Origin of the sequence: Rickettsia montanensis str. OSU 85-930 (assembly GCF_000284175.1) — a bacterium.
Classification (GTDB): domain Bacteria; phylum Pseudomonadota; class Alphaproteobacteria; order Rickettsiales; family Rickettsiaceae; genus Rickettsia; species Rickettsia rickettsii.
Map to the genome: position 1 here is coordinate 720,865 of NC_017043.1, position 18,628 is coordinate 739,492.

Sequence of the window (18,628 nt, forward strand, 5' to 3'; positions counted from 1 at the left end):
TATTGGTATTTTTAATTATTATTCACATAAGTTTGTAATGAATTTATACAAGTGGATAATTAAGTGTAAAATTCATTTATAGCTTAGAAAAGACTATTTTTTCAAAGAAAAATGATATTTATTCACAATTTTATCCACAAACTATTTGTTTAAAAGAAAATACACTAGATTTACTTGATTTAATAAGGATTTGAGGAAATTTTTAATAGATTTTAATAGGAAAAATAATAAGTTATTAAAAAATTTATCCACAATTACATGTGTAAAGTATGACAAGGCTAATTATTCACTTAGTTTCAGACTCTTCCGTGCAAACTGCAAAATATGCAGCAAATTCTGCCCTTGCACAATTTACTTCCGTAAAACCAAAATTATATCATTGGCCAATGATTAGAAATTTGGAATTACTAAATGAAGTATTAAGTAAAATAGAATATAAACATGGGATAGTATTATACACAATTGCCGATCAAGGACTCCGAAAATCTTTAACGAAATTTTGCTATGAATTAAAAATTCCATGTGTTTCTGTAATAGGTAAAATTATTAAAGAAATGTCTGTTTTTTCAGGTATTGAAATAGAAAAAGAACAGAATTACAATTATAAATTTGATAAAACTTATTTTGATACACTTAATGCTATAGATTATGCTATAAGACATGATGACGGACAAATGCTTAATGAATTATCAGAGGCTGATATAATATTAATAGGTCCTTCTAGAACTTCTAAGACACCGACTTCCGTATTTCTAGCGTATAACGGTTTAAAAGCTGCCAATATTCCTTATGTTTATAATTGTCCCTTTCCTGATTTTATAGAAAAAGATATAGATCAATTGGTAGTAGGACTCGTTATTAATCCAAATAGGTTAATTGAGATAAGAGAAGCTAGATTAAATCTATTACAAATTAACGAAAATAAAAGCTATACGGATTTTAATATAGTACAAAAAGAGTGCCTAGAAGTCAGAAAAATTTGTGATCAAAGAAATTGGCCGGTAATTGATGTGTCGACTAGATCAATAGAGGAAACAGCAGCTTTAATAATGCGAATATATTATAACAGAAAAAATAAATATAATAAATAAAAAGATTTTCATTATTTACAAGTAGAAGCCTGTACTGTATAATTTTATTTATAAATATAGATGTTGTCCATATGAATCCGAAAACAACACTATGTCATTCCTAGCTAAAAGCGACTTTGTTGTATGGATTGAAAAACCTACTCGATGTCATTCCCGCGTAGGCGGGGATCCAGAAAAATAACTTCAAATTTTTTATAGGTTTTACTGGATCCCCGCCTACGCGGGAATGACATAAAGCCATATGGACAATGCTACAAAAACATAGAGGAATTTATGGCAAATAACGTAACGGATAGCTCTTTTAAAAAGGAAGTATTAGAATCGGATTTATCTGTACTGGTTGATTTTTGGGCAGAATGGTGCGAACCGTGTAAAATGTTAACACCGATAATAGATGAAATCAGTAAAGAATTACAAGGCAAAGTAAAAGTACTTAAAATGAATATTGATGAAAATCCTAACACTCCTTCAGAATACGGTATTCGTAGTATTCCAACGATAATGTTATTTAAAAACGGTGAACAAAAAGATACTAAAATAGGTTTGCAACAAAAAAATTCTCTTTTAGATTGGATTAATAAATCTATTTAATATTTATTTTATGTCACTTAGCCATCCAAAAGTATTTATAGAGATAACTAATGGTTATGTTGAAGGTATTGATACTCATAAAAGAGCTCAAGGTTTAAAGCATTTCTTCTTAAAAAAAGGAGTCTCTCTTTCTCCAAATATACCTATATTAAACAATATTAATTTTTCTTGTTATGAGGAAGAAAAAATAGCTTTTATAGGGAGTAACGGTTCGGGAAAAAGTTCGCTTCTAAAGCTAATAGCCGGAATATATCCGTTAAAATCCGGTACAGTCAAAGTTCATGGAGGTATTGCGGCAATTATAGATATGGGAGTTGGTTTTGAGCCTGAGCAAACTGGTCGTGAAAATATAAAAATGTTAATGCTATATAATAATATGCTGGATAAATATAGCAAAAAAATTGAAAAGGAAATTATAGATTTTTCAGAACTTGGTAGTAAAATTGATTTACCGATAAAAATTTATAGCTCCGGTATGTTATCACGCCTTGCTTTTTCTGTATCGATATTTCAAAATCCGCAGATTCTATTACTTGATGAAGTTTTTGCGGCAGGCGATAGCTATTTTATAGAAAAATCTCTTAGTTTAATGAAGAATAAATTTAAAAATACTCCTATTTCAATAATAGTAAGCCATCAAGAAGAAATTATAAAAGATAATTGCGATAGGTGTATTTTATTAAAAGACGGCAATATTATAGGTGATGGTACACCATCGGAAATGTTTAAAATCTATAACCAACAACAAGGAAATTAATAAAAATGATAAAGTATTTTTTTTCTAAAAAATACTGGCGGGCAATAGCATTACTAGTTAAAGCTTCTATAATTAGGCAAAATAAAGATTCTTTTTTAGGTTCTTTATGGAGTTTAATTCAGCCTTTTATTCACATAATGGTAATTTCATATTTTTTCGGTTTTTTATTAAGACAGCCAAGAGAATTTATGGTAATGAACTTAGTCGGCGGTATTCCTTTGTGGAGTTTTATAGTAAGCAGCTTAACGATTTGTTCAAGTTCTTTAGTTACACGTGATCAAATAATAAAAAAAGTTAGAATTTCTAAGACTTTTTTTCCTGTTGCGGATAGTTTAGGGCAATTATATACTTTAATTTGCTCATTTTCGGCAATGTATTTTGCTTTTATTTTATTATTTCCAGAAAAATTTTCTTGGCAAATAATATTTATGCCGATATTAATTTTGCCCTTAATAATATGTGTGATTAGCGGTTCTATCGCAGTAGCATTTTTAACGCCGTATATTCGAGATATTCCGCAAATGTTGAGTGTTATTCTTGGAGTTATTTATTGGAGTATACCAATAGTTTATCCATATTCGCTAATTCCGGAGTCTAAAAAGATATATTTTGAATTCAATCCGTTCTTTTTAGTTATAAGACCCGTACAAGCGTTGGTGATTGACGGAACATTACCGGATATGATGCTGATAGTTAAGTCTATTATAGTTGCATTTATTACTGTTTGTATAAGTTATTTAATTTATAGACAATTTTCTAAAAGAGTTATTTATTATTTATGAAACTTGGTTTTAATCTAGATTTTAATGAGTTAGATTTAACCGGGCTTAAAAAATTAGATCAAATATTTTTAGATTATCTCTTTAAAGCCGATAGATCTTTGCATAAAGATTTAATGTTATTTAGATCGACTTCTCTCTCCATTATTCCAAAAGATTATTCCGAATTTTTGCTAAAAATTTCCCCTCATTTAGACGATTTTTTAGCAGAGTTATTTTGTATTTCAAAAGAAATAACGATATCAAGGTTAAAACATAAAGATTTTGATATTATTTATGAATGTAAAAGAAAATTTGTTCAACGTGTTGCCGTAAAAAAATATCCACCGGAAAAAATAAAAGATATTGATTTTGAAGATGTGTATTTAAAGCTAACTGATTTAATAGGTGCGAATTTTACTTCTAGAGAATTTGCCAAACAAATAATTATATGGCAACAGGCAGAAGAAAGTTTTGCAGAAGAATTAGACATAGCAGCTAGGTATGCTGCGTATAGGGTTTATTCGTGTGAGGGTATCAAGCCACAGGATGACATCCTATTCAACCTCCCACAAAAACTAGATAAAGAAAATCTAATAGACGATAAAAAAATATTAAAATATCAAAAAAATAAGAGAGTAGATTTTGACTATACAGATTCTTTTTTAAATCTAGATGAAGCTTTAAACCATTCTCATTATTGTATTTATTGCCATAAGCAGGATAAAGATAGTTGTTCTAAGGGATTACTGCAACCTCAGAATCGTCATTGCGATGAGCGAAGCGACGTGGCAATCTCAGGAGATTTGACGAGATTGCCACGCTCCTTGCAGTCGCTCGCAATGACGGATTTAAAACAAGGCTGCCCGTTAAAACAAAAAATTTCTGAAATGAACTATGTTAAGGCACAAGGTTTTAACCTAGGTGCTCTTGCTATTATCGTTATTGATAATCCGATGGTTGCAGCAACAGGTCATAGGATTTGTAATGATTGCTCAAAAGCTTGTATTTACCAAAATCAAGATCCGGTAAATATCTCATTAATAGAATCAAATATTTTAGAAGAAACGCTTAAATTACCTTACGGCTTAGAGATATATTTACTGCTTACTCGTTGGAATCCGCTTAATATTTATGCACCGCTTCCGAAAGAACCTACTAATTATAATATTTTAGTTACCGGTCTTGGTCCTGCAGGTTTTAGTCTTAGCTATTATTTATTACGGTCAGGTCATAATGTTGTGGCCATTGACGGTTTAAAAATTACTCTACTGCCTTTTGACGTTCATAAGCCTATAAAATTTTGGCATGAATATAAAAATTTGTTATCGGAAAGAATGCCAAGAGGATTTGGAGGGGTAGCGGAATATGGGATTACCGTTCGGTGGGATAAAAACAATCTCGATATATTGCGGCTAATATTAGAGAGAAATAATAATTTCAAATATTATGACGGAGTAGCTTTAGATTTTAATATAACGAAAGAACAAGCTTTCGATTTGGGTTTCGACCATATAGCTTTTTGCATTGGAGCAGGTCAGCCGAAAATTTTAGATATAAAAAATTTTGAAGCTAAGGGCGTAAAAACGGCTTCTGATTTCTTAATGACTTTGCAAAGCGGAGGGGCATTTTTGAAAAATTCTAATACTAATATGGTAATTAGGATGCCGATTGCGGTAATAGGCGGCGGTCTTACTTCCTTAGACGCAGCAACGGAAAGTTTATATTACTATAAAAAACAAGTAGAGGAATTTGCCGAAGATTATATAGAAAAAGATTTAACGGAGGAAGATAAAGAAATAGCTGAAGAATTTATTGCTCATGCAAAATTGTTTAAAGAAGCTAAGAATAATGAAGAATTAAGAAAGGTTTTTAATAAGCTTGGGGGTGCTACTGTCTACTATCGTGGAAGATTGCAAGATTCGCCGGCATATAAATTAAATCACGAGGAGCTAATATATGCATTAGCACTCGGTGTTGATTTTAAGGAAAATATGCAACCTTTAAGGATTAATGTTGATAAATACGGTCATGTGGAATCTGTGGAGTTTGAGAATCAAAACCGTTATTGCGAGCAGTCAAAGACTGCGTGGCAATTTCAGGAGTTTGGCTTAACAAGATTGCCGCGTCAATGCTACGCATTTCCTTGCAATGACATCAAAACCAAAACCGTGATTATGGCAATCGGTATAGAAAATAACACTCAATTCGATGAGGATAAATATAGTTATTTCGGTGATTGTAATCCTAAATATTCGGGTAGTGTAGTGAAGGCTCTTGCTAGTACCAAAGAAGGGTACGACGCTATTAACAAAAGGCTTATAAATAATAATCCTAGTTTTAAAGGTAGTTATAAAGATTTTTGTACGCAGCTTGATTATTTGCTGACTTCTAGGGTTAATAAAATAAATATTTTAGATGATAAAACTTTTGAGTTGATAATTCATTCGCCGCTTGCTGCTAAAAATTTTAAGTTCGGACAGTTTTTTCGCTTACAAAATTATTCTGAAGATGCTGCTAAGTTGATAGAGCCTGTAGCCTTAAGCCCTATCGATATTGATGTAGAAAAAGGCTTAATTAGCTTTATAGTTTTTGAAGTCGGTAAATCTACTAGCTTATGTAAAACATTATCCGAAAATGAGAAAGTAGTTTTAATGGGGCCGACAGGTTCGCCGCTAGAAATACCTCAAAATAAAAAAATAGTTATTGTTGATTTCGAAGCCGGTAATATAGGCTTATTAAAAGTTCTAAAAGAAAATAATAATGAAGTTATATTTGTTACCTATCCTGATATAAAAATCCGTAAATTAGTTTCAATGGATATAGCAATAATTAATGCTTCTCCTGAAATAATAGAAGAATTGCAAAGTCTAAAAAATGAAATATTCAGTGAAAATACAAAAATAATAGTTAGCGTTAATTCATCAATGCAATGTATGATGAAAGGAATTTGCGGACAATGTATTCAAAAAGTTAAAGGAGAGCAAAAATATATTTTTGCTTGTAGCCAGCAAAATCAAAATGCAGAAATAGTTGATTTTAAGAGCTTGAAAACTCGTTTACGCCAAAACTCTTTGCAAGCAAAAATGAGAAAATTAGTGACTAATTCATCCATGATTTAATAGCTTCAATTAACTCTTCTAGTTGTTTAAGATATATACGTATTGCTTCACTAATTATCCAGCTTTTTCCACGGTGTAAATCATGAGTTGCGAGTTGCTTTTTCAAGTTTTTTACTTAAATTTATTTCTAAGCGTATACTAATTTAATTGTAACACTAAATAAATTTACTTCTCAAAACGACAAAATGCTCTACTACTATCTTGATTAAGAAAATCGATAATTTGTATTACTATAGAATTATTGTTATATTTCTCGGCAACTTGTTTTATACGCTCAGCAAAATTACCTTCACCTGAGAAGATTTCTTCGATAGCTTTTAAAGCACTTAAAGACTTTACTTTATCAAACCCTTTTCTATTCATACCGATTAGATTTAAGCCCTCAAGCACCGCACGTTTGCTACTTACAAGCCCAAACGGTATTACATCTGCTCCGACCGGCGATAGCCCGCCGATCATCGAATATTCACCGATTCTAGCATATTGATGTACGGCAGACAGCCCGCCGATTATTGCATAATCACCTACCCCAATATGACCTGCTAGGCTTACATAATTAGCAAATACTACATTATTGCCGATTTTACAATCATGACCTATATGGACGCCGACCATAAATAAATTATTATTTCCTACTCTTGTCACCATTCCGCCGCCTTGGCTTCCTGCTTGTACCGTAACATATTCTCTAATAGTATTATTAGAGCCGATTATCGTGCTTGATCGCTCATTAGCATATTTTAAGATTTGTGGAGGTTGACCTATTGATGCAAAAGGATAGATTACGGTATTTTCGCCGATTTCGGTAATCCCTTCAATTACTACATGGGATTTTAGCTCGACATTGTCATAAAGCACAACTTCAGGACCTATAATACAATACGGTCCGATTTTTACGTTTTTACCGAGCTTTGCACCTTCTGCAATTACAGCTGTAGTATGGATATTAGAATTTGACACTATTGTCCCTATGCTTTATCTTTAATCATTGCGGTAAACTTACTTTCTGCAGCTATTTCACCTTCGACCGTAACCGTACCTGAAAATTTCCATACGTTAGCTCTTTGCTGATCAATAACAGCGTGGATATGCATAGTATCCCCCGGTTGAACAATTCTACGAAATTTTGCATTTTCGATAGCCATTAAAAACACTTCTTTATTCTTAATAGAACCTAAAGATTTAGCAACTAATATAGCAGCTAATTGTGCCATAGCCTCAACCATTAGAACACCGGGCATAACAGGCCTTGCCGGAAAATGTCCTGTAAATTGCGGTTCGTTAACAGTAACGTTTTTAATACCTGTTATTGATTTGTTAGGATCGATTTTAAGTACTCTATCTACTAATAAAAATGGATAGCGATGAGGTATCCAATCCATGATTTCGGTAATATCTATGATCATTTATTTAGGTCTCTTCTTTAATGTAAATTTTCCGTCATTGCAAGGAAATTATGTAATAATTGACGAAGCAATCTAGTAAAAAGTACTAAAATCAGCACTTTTTGCTAATTTTTTTGGATTGCCACGTAGCCTATGGCTGCTCACAATGACGACACTCAGGTATTCATGCAACAACAAAGCTCTTTTCAATAGCAAGTTACTTTTTTAATTTGCTATTAGAGGTCTTTAGTAATTGTTTCATAATAATAGATTGTCTATGCCAATCCATGATAGGAACTGCAGGGCTGCCGCCGACAATTTTACCTGCTTCTATATTTTGTGCTACACCGCCTTGTGCCGCTACCTGTGCCTCGTCGCCTATATTTAGATGTCCGGCGATTCCTACTTGCCCTCCAAGAGCACAATATTTACCGATCGTGCTACTTCCTGCTATACCTGTCTGTGCTACGATAATAGAGCCTTTACCTATTTTGACGCCATGCCCTATTTGTACTAAATTATCTATGCGGCATAAATCTTTTATAATTGTATCTTGAAGTGATCCTCTATCAATAGTAGTGTTTGCACCGATTTCAACATTATTGCCGATTTTAACTATTCCTGTATGAAATATTTTGTGATGTACGCCTTTTTCGGTAGAAAATCCAAACCCGTCCTGTCCAATTTTTGCACCTGCAAGTATTACGACGTCGTCGCCTATAATTGCATAATTTATTGAAACATGTTGTTCTATTCTAGCGTTTCTGCCGATATTTACGCCTCTACCTATAAAACTTCCGGCTTCTATAATACTATTATCACCTATAATAACATCGTCTTCAATAACTACATTGTGACCTATATAACAATTTTTCCCGATAGTTGCCGAATCTGCAACAATAGCGGATTTCATTATTTTAGCAGGGTATGATTTAATAGGAGCATAAAAAAAATCTATTAATTTGCCGTAAGCAAAATATGAGTTCTGGGCGTGTAATAAAACAGTATTTGGATTTGCTTCTTCCGTAAAATTTTTCGGCACTATACAAGCAGCAGCTTTGGTAGTTTTTAAAAATTCGGAGTATTTAGGATTGCTTAAAAAGCTAATATCATTTGGTGATGCTTCCTGCAGAATTTTAATATCATGAATAGCTATATCTTCATGAATCTTAGGAGGTTCTATAATATCGTGTAAAAAATCTATAATTGCCGTTAGTTTTCGTGGCCCTAGATTTTTATAAAAATTACTACTTACCATATAACTTTAAGCAAATTAATCATTAGCGACAGTATATAAGTGATAGTTTTATTATGCAACGAAATTTACAGGTGGCATAAAAGGTATTGCAAAATAAAGATTGATATCGTCATTGCAAACGACTGTAAGCTTTGTTGCATGGCTCGAAAAACCCGCTCGATGTCATTTCCGTGAAAGCGAGAATGACATAAAACGAGTCATGCGAGCAATACCAATTTTTGAAATCAATAATCATATTGACTTGTTTAAAGTTTTGCTTAGAATCATCTTGGGACAGCTAAGGTTGTTCTGGAGTATAGAAACCTCCATCAACAGGCGGTAAAATTACCGTTAAATTGGTTTTATTCCTCGATATTTTACGGTCGGGGAGGTAGTAGTCATGTTCAGGGCTTAGAGTATTAACTTTAAGCCTAAAAACTACTCAGCTGTTCTTGTTGACGGTGTTTCTAACTCCCTGATCACCAATCGGGCTTTAACTTAGCTTCTTGGTGATCAAACTTGAATCATTTAAGTTTAACTAAGGAGAACTAAGCCGTTATGAACACTAAAACAGTAGAAGAAAGAATAGCTATTATTGAGCCATATCTAGATTTTTTTATTAAAGACAAAGACTTATTACGTGAAATTTATCCAAATGGTATAAGTAGGGAATTAAGAATAGAATTTATTTTAGCTAAAAAACCTTACACACCATATTCTTACTACAAACTAATTAGAAATTTATTCAATTTACCATACAGAAAATTATACTTATAATCAATAAACAACTTTTAAAAGCATCGCCTGGTTTATTTCGTTCAATTATTCTTGGCACTGTATTAATTATCTAAACTTAGTTAAAATTTTTATCTATGATAAGAATGATTTTGTATTGAACATACGAGCTTTAAAAAGTAATGAAAATTACTTTTTGTTATATAAAAATTAATTACTTTAAAAAAAGTAATACTTTATTTGTATAACAAAATTTATAAGCATCATAAAAATTAAAGATGAAGGCAAAATTGTCCCTTTTTATTAATTCTATGTAGCGCTACTTTTTCCAGACAACTCACATCTATCCCCCATTTTTCGTTTTCTAAGTGGGAGATAATACAACATATTGCTTCATTTGGTAAGCATGATAAATGTAAAAAAGGGGTTTTAGAATCCGATTGAATTTTCAGTTGAATTTTTTACATACCCTTGCAATGGTAAATGGGAATAATTTCATAAAATTATTCATCGTTATTATAATAGATTCAGGATTATTATTTTGTTCTTGTAAATAAGATGCTAATAATTACTTATTTACTTTCACTTTTTTATGGAATTTTGTAGCATATGCAATTTAAAAAAAATTATCTAAACCATTGTTATTTAAAAAAGTTTTATTTAGAAATGAAACAAAATTTTTTAATAAGTTTTGTTGTTTTTCTTGCAATAATTCCCTTACCTCGGCAAATGCTTTGTCCGTATCTGCGTAGCTTGCAGCCATATTCCCATTATTATCAGCACGAATGATCATCTCAGGTGGCAGCAACTTAATAAACTCTAGAGAAACTGCTATCATGCCTTTTTTGGCTGCAAGCATTAACAATGTCCTTCCGAGTTTATCAATAGTGTTAATGTTTTCCTCAAACATTCTTGGAATAAGCTCTATACAAACATTATCTAAATCACGCCACATAGCCTTTGTTAATGCAGGCTGACCACGTATATTCTCGATCGTATTAATAGCTCGTCAGACATCTTGGGAATAAGTTTTAAACAAGCTTCTTCTAAACCTGCATCAGCAGCTAAAGTTAAGGCTGTATTACCATCCTCATCGGATTGATTAAATAAATTAGTATTTTTTATTTTATCAATTAATTTTTCAACTTCTTTTTTATCTTCATCTTTTGCATGTATTACACGCGTTAATTTTTCTAGTAAAGATATTAGTTGATTATATAATATTTCATCTGATTCTTCAGGTGTTGATTCTTCATGTATTCCAAAAATTTTTTTATACGTATAAACATAATTTATCCTTATTAACCTAAAGTTAATTAAAATTACAAAAATAAGTTCACAGATGAAATTTAATTGAAGATATAAAATAACGGGATTTAAAGTAAGGAATGGTGGTGGCCACGGTTGGAATTGAACCAACGACACAAGGATTTTCAGTCCTTTGCTCTACCGACTGAGCTACATGGCCGTATATACTCGATGAATTTGAAAAATTGGCTTCGTCGTCTTTGTAAGGTCCTCGGATGCTCGCGTATTAGTATACGCTCCGCTCCCTCGGCTTACAGACTCCTTGCTCTTTTCCAAGTTGATTTTTGTCTATACTATTCTTTACATTTATTAGGGTGTAAGAAAAAGAAACATAACTTAAGCTTATAATAGATTAATCGGCTTTTGTCTATTCTTAATTAGCAATATTAGACAAAAATACTTAATTATGATATTATGAGTGTTTATTTTTATAACGGTTTTTATGATCAAAATCGGCAATATTGAGCTTTCTTCAAATATTATACTAGCTCCAATGTCGGGTGTTACGGATTTGGAATTTAGAAGATTGGTGAAAAGATTTGGTGCAGGGCTTGTAGTTTCTGAAATGGTAGCAAGTAGAGCAATGATTGTGGAATCTAGGCAGTCACTAAAAAAAAGTGCCATTATGCGTGATGATGCAACAAGTGCTTGTGTACAGCTAGCAGGCTGTGAGCCGAATGTGATAGCAGAAGCTGCTAAAATGAATGAGGGTATGGGGGCAAAAATTATCGATCTTAATTTTGGCTGTCCGGCGAAAAAAGTAGTAGGCGGTTATTCAGGCTCGGCTCTAATGAGGGATGAGCAGCTGGCAGCTAAAATTTTTGAAGCTACCGTTGAAGCGGTTAAGCTGCCGGTAACCGTTAAAATGCGTATGGGTTGGGATGATAATACGAAAAACGCTCCGACTTTAGCCAAAATTGCTGAAAGCTCAGGTGTTCAGATGGTTACCGTTCACGGTAGAACTAGATGCCAGTTTTATTCCGGTAGTGCCGATTGGGATTTTATACGATCAGTTAAAGAATCGGTAAAGATTCCGGTTATTGCTAACGGTGATATTACTAATTTTGCTAAGGCAAAAGAAGCCCTACAAAAATCCGGTGCAGACGGTATTATGGTCGGTAGAGGAGCATATGGCAAACCTTGGCTTATTTCACAAATTGATCATTATCTTAAAACAGGTGAAGAAAAATCTGCTCCCTCTATAGCAGAGCAGCTAGATATCGTAACCGAGCATTATGAGGCAATACTTGATTATTATGGTGAATCTGTGGGCGTACCTATTGCACGTAAGCATATTGGCTGGTATAGTAGTGGTTTACCGAATTCAGCAGAGTTTAGAGGTGCTGTTAATTTAATGAACGATCCTCTAGCTGTAAAAGAGAAAATTGCGGAATTTTATACGAGCGTTATGGAGACGAATAAATTAAAAGAATTTTAAGTTTTATTTTTGTAATATTGTTTTTTAGTTTAAGCTATGCAAGTGAAAAAGCAGTAATTATAACTGATTATAAACCGGTATTTTTGCCTGTAATTGCTGAAAATAAAAAAATAAGAATTGCTATTCGTTCTTATTTAAATAATGAAAAATCATATTTCGTTTTAGTAGATCCGAATTCTTTTAAAACTGAAATAGCCCTACAAGAGCTGGTAATTTTACCTACGAATAAAATAGAAAAGGAAAATCTTCTAAAAAAATTAAGTAAAACTCGGTATATTAAAGTTTTAAATAAATATAGCTCTGCACCTTATATACAACAAAATTACGGTGTTACGAGTAGCATGTATAAAGTAAAAGGACAGTTCTTGACAATTGACATGTGTCCTTCTTCCAAAAGCTTTGAAGAAGATTTTTTTAAAAAGCTCGTAGAATTATCGATCAAACTAAATAAACCTATTCCGATTGCTATATGTGTTTCAGGATTATGGATTAATAAGCATACAGAAGAATTCTTATGGTTATTAAAACAACAAGAAAACGGTTATTTACAAATAACATGGGTTAATCATTCATTTAGTCATCCTTATTTTAAAGATAAACCTCTTGAAGATAATTTCCTTCTTTCCAATAAAAATGATTTTGAAAATGAAGTATTAGAAGCAGGGAAAATATTAGTAAGTTATAATATTGCTCCGTCACCTTTCTTTCGTTTTCCTGGATTAGTTTCCGATCAAACATTAATAGAAAAACTAAAAGATTTGGGATTTATTCCGCTTGGGAGTAATGCATGGCTTGCTAAAGGCGACAAAGTTCAAAATGGTTCTTTTATATTGGTACACGGTAATAGTAACGAAAAAGCCGGAATAGATTTAATTATGCCGATGTTACCGGAATTAAAATTACTTCCTATTGAAAAGGCGTTTTTATTACATGACAATTGATTAGTTAGATATTAATAATTAGTAGTTATCATATTGATAATAGCTTATCATAGCTAATATAATAATTATACAAACTAAATAAAGTAACAATATGAAAAGTATTAGTAGTAAAGAAGCTCAAAATCATTTTGGGGAATTGATGAATCAAGCAGTAAAATCACCGGTAATTATAAATAAATACGGTAAGCCCATAGTTGTTCTTATATCACATGAAGAATATGAGAAATTTGATCAGCTTGAAGATATGTATTTGGCAATGCAAGCAAAAAATGCGAGTAAAAGCGGTTTTTTATCATAGGAAGAGAGTAAGGATTTTTTAAATAAGATATTAAATATCTTTCTTATAGGAAAAAGAAATGATGGAGAAGTTTATAAATTATTTAAAAGAAAAATTAAATAGTTCATAATTATAACTTAACTTTTCTAGTAGGGCTTTTATCTTTTTGAATATCAAGTTTTGTATCGAATAGCGGAGAATCTTGTAAAAAATCAATAAGGGAAGATTCTTGTGAATTTTCTTTATGATTTGTTATTATACTACATAAACGTTTATTATTATCTAATACTTCTAGATTTACTTCGATTAAAGGCGGAGTAAGTAAATGCTTAATAATTTCAGACCATTCTATTAAAATTAAATTGCCGTTTAATGCCTCTTCAAATCCAAGTTCATAAATTTCTTCAGGTGATTTAAGACGATACAGGTCATAGTGATATATAGTGAAGTTAGATGCTTTATACGTTTGCAGTAAGTTAAAAGTCGGGCTTATAATGCTTGTATTTTCACCGCAAAAATATTTAATAATTTCACGACAAAAAAATGTTTTACCTGCTCCAAGGTCACCGTTAAGTAAAACTACATCATTTGGTTTTAAGCTTTGTGCTAAAAGCTTTGCAAGCTTCTTTGTCTCTTCTTCGCTATTTAGTGTATGCATTTTTTAACTTGATAGATCATTTGTAAATATTGATTCTGAAAAGTGTTGGAACCTATATTCTGCACATTCCAGTTTTCGCTATTTAATATTATTATTTTAGCGTTTAATTTGTCGTATAACCGTGAATTTTGTTCATTACTTAAAACAAGACATTTGTTATTAGACTCTTTAATTAAATCTTCTAGCTTGCTTATATATCGGAGGCTTTTTTGACTTTCGCTATATAATTTTGCAGTTTTAATATTAGTATTAAGAAAAAAATACTCGCTACTGTCACTTAATAAAATTACGTCTTTTATCGTTGCAAGCTCATTATTTTTAATCTCTTGTAGCTTATTTAATTCTTTAAGTGCTGTTGAAAGGTTATTATTAATATCTTCTTGTAGCTCAGGAAAATTTTCACTAAATATTCGTGCAAATTCCTGTAGTAAAATCACAGCATTATTAAAATCAAGCCAAATATGCCAATTATCTTTTATAGTGGTTAAAGATTTAATATCACTGATTTTTATAATGTTTTTGCTATGATTATCAATTAATTTCTCGGCAAAACCGTCAAATTGTTCATTAATATAAATTGCTATATCGGAATTTTTGACTTTTACTAAATCACTAGGTTTTAAATTATAATGATGTGGACAGTCACTACTAATAGCTAAGCTCTCGATATCCGCTTTATCCTTAACAAGCATCGAAACAATACTACCGATTGGCGTAATACTTACAACTATCTTAGGCTTAGCATAGCTAGTAAGGCTGAGGAATGTAAGGAATAGTAATGCTAGGTATGTCATCCCTGCGAAGGCTTGCTTGCGTTGATACCAAATCGTCATTGCTAGCGACTGAAAGGAGCGTGGCAATCTCAGGATTTTGGCACGAGATTGCTTCGTCAAAATTTTCAATTTTTCCTCGCAATGACGGTTTGACGTACTAGCTCTCATAATTTCTCCAACAACTCTAATTTACTAGGTTTAAAATCCTGCTCTATCCAAAAATTTTTTAGATATTCTAGTTTTGCTCCTATCTCTTTTTTTTCTATATTCATATTTAACAAATCATTACCGTTTACTTGGAATTTAGGACGTAATAACGCATCATATTTAAGGATAAATTCTTTTGTTTGTAAATGATTTAATTTACCGATTATGCTAGCTGCTAATAAATATTCCTTATAATTCTTTTTTTCAAACCAAATTTTTTTCATGTTAAATTTAGCGTCATTCAGAAAGTTCGTTATTGATAGTATTTGCATTGCTTCATGTTTTGAGAATTTCCAATCTAGAAAGACCTTTAAATTTAAATCTTTTTGACAATATAATAAGAGTGCATATCGAGTAACTAATTCTAATTTAAAATCATTTGCCTGCTCAAAAAATTTTATTTCATAATTTTGGATAGAGAATATTAGTTCTAATATTCCTATTTCAAACATAGCTTTTAAAATTTGTGCTGCTCTTTTTGAAACAATAATTTTATCCATTTCGCTTTTAATTCGCTCTCGTGATAAAGTTTTTAAGCCGTCTTTTAAAGCTTTACATGCTTTAAAGCTGCCATCATCAAGCTGATTCGCATAATAGCTGGAAAACCGAAAAAAGCGTAAAATTCGTAAATAATCTTCTTTAATTCTATCTAGAGCTTCCCCTATAAATACAACCTTTTCCTGCTGCAAATCCTTAAACCCTTCAAAATAATCATATATCTCGTTCTTAAAGGGACAATAGCTTAAAGCATTAATAGTAAAATCTCGTCTTGCGGCATCTTCGGCAAAATCGTTGGTGAATATTACTTTGGCATGTCTGCCGTTACATTCAATATCTTTTCTAAGAGTCGTGATCTCAAATTTTTCATTATTTAAAGTAGCCGTAATCGTGCCGAATTTTAAACCGGTCGGAATAGTTTTTATTTTAGCTCCAGATAAAATATTTGTTACTTCACTAGGTGTCAAATTAGTAGCTATATCTATATCGTAGCTACCTTTCTCAAGTCGATCTCTTGGATAACTTGCTTCTAAAGGTAATTTGTACGTCGATCCGGTACTCGAATCCTCAAGTACGTTTATGTACACTGCGATTCTGCGTTCTGTGTCTCCTTCAAATTCTTCTTTATTAGCTTTGTTATGCAAGAGATCTAATAACGCATCACGTACGCAGCCGCCTATAAGTCTTGCTTGTCCTTTTTCATTTAAGAGACTCAAGATTTTTCTATATCCTTTTGAGGGGATTTTTAGTATTTTGTGTGTAACTTGCATTATTCGATTTTACCTAAAGTATCGGATAGTTTTTAAAAAGACTTTGATGTCATCCTAACTAAAAGCTGGACCTTGTTATATGGCTTGTTTATGTCATTCCCGCTTGGCGTTGTTGCGTGGATAGATTTATCCGTCATTGCGAGGAAAAACTGTAAGTTTTGACGAAGCAATCCAGTAAAAAATGCTAGTTTTTAACATTTTTTTATTATTTTTCTGGATTGCCACGCTCCTTACAGTTGCTTGCAATGACGACTCAGTATCCACACAACAATGCCAAGCGGGAATGACATAAAACAAAAACAGTCCGGTACTAAGATTTTACCGTACATTCCTTTTTATTGCAAAAGATAAGTATAACAGGGTTTTTTTTAAAAAAATCTTTATTAATCGTTATTAAGCTCCCACGGCATTTAGATTTATAATTGAGATTAATATAAATTTCGGCTTTCTCACTTGTCCAAACCAATTAGCCCAGTAAGTTCTATTGAGAGCAGGTGTTTTATCAGCATGTATTACTAGTTTATTTTCTCTATCTTTAACGCCTACCGCCATATGATTTGCATCAAATATTAATTCCGGCTTTGGGGAGTAGAACATAAATATAAAAGATATTGCCATGATTGCAAGACCAAGCAAACGCCAAGCAGTTTTCCATATACAAATCCAAAAAAGCCGAATAAAAAGAGTAATATGCTGAAATTGGTAATATAACCGAAATACCATACAGCAGCCGGTAAACTATTAAAATAGGCAGCTGATTTTATTATTATATTAATAAAGAATCCCATAAGCTTTAGGATATAGTTATAAAACCCGATCATGGTAAAAGGCAGAGATAACAAAGTAAGCGGCATAAGAAAAAATGACGTTATCGGAACGACAATGAGGTTAGCTGGTACTGAGTAAGTAGCAAATATAAAGAATTGATTAATTACTACAGGCGCCGTTATGATGCTTGCTAAGAAGCTTGAATAAATATTTGAGGCTGTATAAAATTTTACTGCTCCAAAAATGCCTTTCTTTTCTCCAAGTAACCATGAATTCTTTAAGTAAAATTCATAATCGGCAACAAGCGATAATACGGCGATAAAAGATAATTGGAAACTTGGATGAAAAATATATTCGGGATTTAACGATAATATTATAAAAGCCGCAATTGCAAGTGAACGAAGGGGAAAGTAAGAGCGTCCGATAATAATACCGTAAATAAAAATTGCAGCAGTAATAAAAGCTCTAGTCGCTGCTATTTGCATACCGCTTAGTTCTAAATAACCAAAGCTTCCTATTAGCGAACAATGAGCAGAGATTAATTTTATATTGAAATTATATGCCAAATGAATTTGGGAGATTTAATAAAAACCTTGTAGTAAGGAAAATAATCATCAAGACTAAAGATAGATGCAATCCTGAAACACAAAGCACGTGTGATATACCGCTTTGCCTCATATCCTGCATTATTTGCCTGTTTAAACCTTTCGTCTCGCCAAGTAATATTGCAGCTGCAAAATTCCCTTTATCTTTTCTATTAAATTATTATAAATATAGGAACACACTCTATAAATAAAAATTTGTTTCATTATGTTCTATAATTTGCGGCCCAGACATCGCATAGCCGTTTGCTCCAATATCCGATAGATAAGCGTAAAAACCAAAATCATAACCCCCGGGTAGTATACTATTTTGCGGCTTATAGAGTTTAGCAAGCAAAGTAATTTGGTTATTTACCCTAATTTCTTGTATATATTTTTCAGTATACTAATTTTAACTTTTTGTAAGTTACGATTAATTTTTTCTATTTTTTCTATCTTTATGCGACTTAATACTACTTATCCTCCTAATAATAGTTGGTTTTATCGATTCTATTTTACCGCTAATTTTAGTGATGATAGGTTTATAAAGCATTTCGCTATGTAAATTTGTTACACGAGAGATGAATATGCCAAAAATAAAAGCAATAATCATTCAGTAAGTAAGCCGTAAAAATATATTAGAATTTCTAGTAAAGGTTAATATTAAACAAACACAAAAAATGAAAAAAATTGTTGTAAATGAAAGCTCAAAATCAAGCGAAAAATAAACAAT

Annotated in this window: 19 protein-coding genes, 1 tRNA gene and 2 pseudogenes; 9 read left to right on the forward strand and 13 right to left on the reverse strand. The window is 31.9% G+C overall.

Annotation, left to right across the window (positions count from 1 at the left end):
• Positions 1-269: 269 nt before the first annotated feature.
• The 5 genes from MCI_RS03960 to MCI_RS03980 all read left to right on the forward strand — a co-directional run bounded on the left by MCI_RS03960 (position 270) and on the right by MCI_RS03980 (position 6,319).
• A complete protein-coding gene (locus MCI_RS03960) occupies positions 270-1,091 on the forward strand; it encodes a pyruvate, water dikinase regulatory protein (RefSeq protein ID WP_014409756.1) in 822 nt (273 codons plus the stop codon).
• Between the two features lie 261 nt (positions 1,092-1,352).
• Positions 1,353-1,682 carry a thioredoxin gene (gene trxA / locus MCI_RS03965; RefSeq protein WP_332248941.1) on the forward strand — a complete coding sequence of 110 codons (330 nt, stop codon included), beginning with the start codon at positions 1,353-1,355 and terminating at the stop codon, positions 1,680-1,682.
• 10 nt (positions 1,683-1,692) lie between these two features.
• Complete coding sequence (locus MCI_RS03970; RefSeq protein WP_014409758.1) at positions 1,693-2,439, forward strand: ABC transporter ATP-binding protein; 747 nt, start codon at positions 1,693-1,695, stop codon at positions 2,437-2,439.
• A gap of 5 nt (positions 2,440-2,444) precedes the next feature.
• Positions 2,445-3,221: an ABC transporter permease gene (locus tag MCI_RS03975; protein WP_004997009.1), complete on the forward strand. Its 777-nt coding sequence runs from the start codon at positions 2,445-2,447 to the stop codon at positions 3,219-3,221.
• On the forward strand, positions 3,218-6,319 hold the full coding sequence (locus MCI_RS03980; protein ID WP_014409759.1) for an FAD-dependent oxidoreductase: 3,102 nt from the start codon (positions 3,218-3,220) through the stop codon (positions 6,317-6,319). Before MCI_RS03975 ends, MCI_RS03980 begins: the two co-directional genes overlap by 4 nt.
• Here the strand turns inward: MCI_RS03980 and MCI_RS10300 are convergent.
• The 4 genes from MCI_RS10300 to lpxD all read right to left on the reverse strand — a co-directional run bounded on the left by MCI_RS10300 (position 6,300) and on the right by lpxD (position 8,962).
• The gene (locus MCI_RS10300) at positions 6,300-6,425 is read right to left on the reverse strand and encodes a hypothetical protein (RefSeq protein ID WP_014409760.1); all 126 of its coding nucleotides are present in this window, start codon (positions 6,423-6,425) and stop codon (positions 6,300-6,302) included. The genes MCI_RS03980 and MCI_RS10300 overlap by 20 nt on opposite strands.
• Before the next feature lie 59 nt (positions 6,426-6,484).
• Entirely contained in the window at positions 6,485-7,279 is a 795-nt protein-coding gene (gene lpxA, locus MCI_RS03985; RefSeq protein ID WP_014409761.1) for an acyl-ACP--UDP-N-acetylglucosamine O-acyltransferase, read from the reverse strand.
• Between the two features lie 8 nt (positions 7,280-7,287).
• Complete coding sequence (gene fabZ, locus MCI_RS03990; RefSeq protein ID WP_014409762.1) at positions 7,288-7,725, reverse strand: 3-hydroxyacyl-ACP dehydratase FabZ; 438 nt, start codon at positions 7,723-7,725, stop codon at positions 7,288-7,290.
• 196 nt (positions 7,726-7,921) lie between these two features.
• Positions 7,922-8,962 (reverse strand): UDP-3-O-(3-hydroxymyristoyl)glucosamine N-acyltransferase, encoded by a 1,041-nt coding sequence (gene lpxD / locus MCI_RS03995; protein ID WP_014409763.1) that lies wholly within the window; start codon positions 8,960-8,962, stop codon positions 7,922-7,924.
• 537 nt (positions 8,963-9,499) lie between these two features.
• Between lpxD and MCI_RS09030 the strand changes: the two genes are divergently transcribed.
• A complete protein-coding gene (locus MCI_RS09030) occupies positions 9,500-9,718 on the forward strand; it encodes a hypothetical protein (RefSeq protein WP_014409764.1) in 219 nt (72 codons plus the stop codon).
• A 574-nt stretch (positions 9,719-10,292) separates the two neighbouring features.
• On the opposite strand, the gene MCI_RS04005 is transcribed toward MCI_RS09030, so the two are convergent.
• The 3 genes from MCI_RS04005 to MCI_RS04015 form a co-directional block, all read right to left on the reverse strand.
• On the reverse strand, positions 10,293-10,631 hold the full coding sequence (locus tag MCI_RS04005; protein ID WP_014409765.1) for a hypothetical protein: 339 nt from the start codon (positions 10,629-10,631) through the stop codon (positions 10,293-10,295).
• Positions 10,632-10,639: 8 nt separating this feature from the next.
• Positions 10,640-11,101, reverse strand: a complete 462-nt coding sequence (locus tag MCI_RS09845; protein ID WP_232202624.1) for an ankyrin — start codon at positions 11,099-11,101, stop codon at positions 10,640-10,642.
• A tRNA-Phe gene (locus tag MCI_RS04015) sits at positions 11,069-11,144 on the reverse strand. The genes MCI_RS09845 and MCI_RS04015 overlap by 33 nt, the downstream gene beginning before the upstream one ends.
• A 282-nt stretch (positions 11,145-11,426) precedes the next feature.
• Between MCI_RS04015 and dusB the strand changes: the two genes are divergently transcribed.
• The 3 genes and pseudogenes from dusB to MCI_RS10525 form a co-directional block, all read left to right on the forward strand.
• Positions 11,427-12,422: a tRNA dihydrouridine synthase DusB gene (gene dusB, locus MCI_RS04020; RefSeq protein WP_014409767.1), complete on the forward strand. Its 996-nt coding sequence runs from the start codon at positions 11,427-11,429 to the stop codon at positions 12,420-12,422.
• On the forward strand, positions 12,407-13,363 hold the full coding sequence (locus tag MCI_RS04025; protein ID WP_156794968.1) for a polysaccharide deacetylase family protein: 957 nt from the start codon (positions 12,407-12,409) through the stop codon (positions 13,361-13,363). The genes dusB and MCI_RS04025 overlap by 16 nt, the downstream gene beginning before the upstream one ends.
• Positions 13,364-13,502: 139 nt before the next feature.
• Positions 13,503-13,583 (forward strand): annotated as a pseudogene (locus tag MCI_RS10525) (type II toxin-antitoxin system prevent-host-death family antitoxin); the annotation flags it as partial.
• 187 nt (positions 13,584-13,770) lie between these two features.
• Here MCI_RS10525 and tsaE read toward each other — a convergent pair.
• The 6 genes and pseudogenes from tsaE to MCI_RS04065 all read right to left on the reverse strand — a co-directional run bounded on the left by tsaE (position 13,771) and on the right by MCI_RS04065 (position 18,508).
• Positions 13,771-14,298 (reverse strand): tRNA (adenosine(37)-N6)-threonylcarbamoyltransferase complex ATPase subunit type 1 TsaE, encoded by a 528-nt coding sequence (gene tsaE, locus MCI_RS04035; RefSeq protein WP_014409770.1) that lies wholly within the window; start codon positions 14,296-14,298, stop codon positions 13,771-13,773.
• Positions 14,286-15,239, reverse strand: coding sequence for a metal ABC transporter solute-binding protein, Zn/Mn family (locus MCI_RS04040; protein ID WP_014409771.1), 954 nt, complete (start codon positions 15,237-15,239; stop codon positions 14,286-14,288). The genes tsaE and MCI_RS04040 overlap by 13 nt, the downstream gene beginning before the upstream one ends.
• Positions 15,236-16,546, reverse strand: coding sequence for a palindromic element RPE1 domain-containing protein (locus MCI_RS04045; protein ID WP_014409772.1), 1,311 nt, complete (start codon positions 16,544-16,546; stop codon positions 15,236-15,238). The genes MCI_RS04040 and MCI_RS04045 overlap by 4 nt, the downstream gene beginning before the upstream one ends.
• Before the next feature lie 393 nt (positions 16,547-16,939).
• Positions 16,940-17,164 carry a hypothetical protein gene (locus MCI_RS09850; RefSeq protein WP_050982546.1) on the reverse strand — a complete coding sequence of 75 codons (225 nt, stop codon included), beginning with the start codon at positions 17,162-17,164 and terminating at the stop codon, positions 16,940-16,942.
• Positions 17,116-17,992 (reverse strand): annotated as a pseudogene (locus MCI_RS07750) (ComEC/Rec2 family competence protein). The gene MCI_RS09850 and the pseudogene MCI_RS07750 overlap by 49 nt, the downstream one beginning before the upstream one ends.
• Before the next feature lie 336 nt (positions 17,993-18,328).
• Entirely contained in the window at positions 18,329-18,508 is a 180-nt protein-coding gene (locus MCI_RS04065; RefSeq protein WP_014409776.1) for a hypothetical protein, read from the reverse strand.
• Between the last annotated feature and the right edge of the window lie 120 nt (positions 18,509-18,628).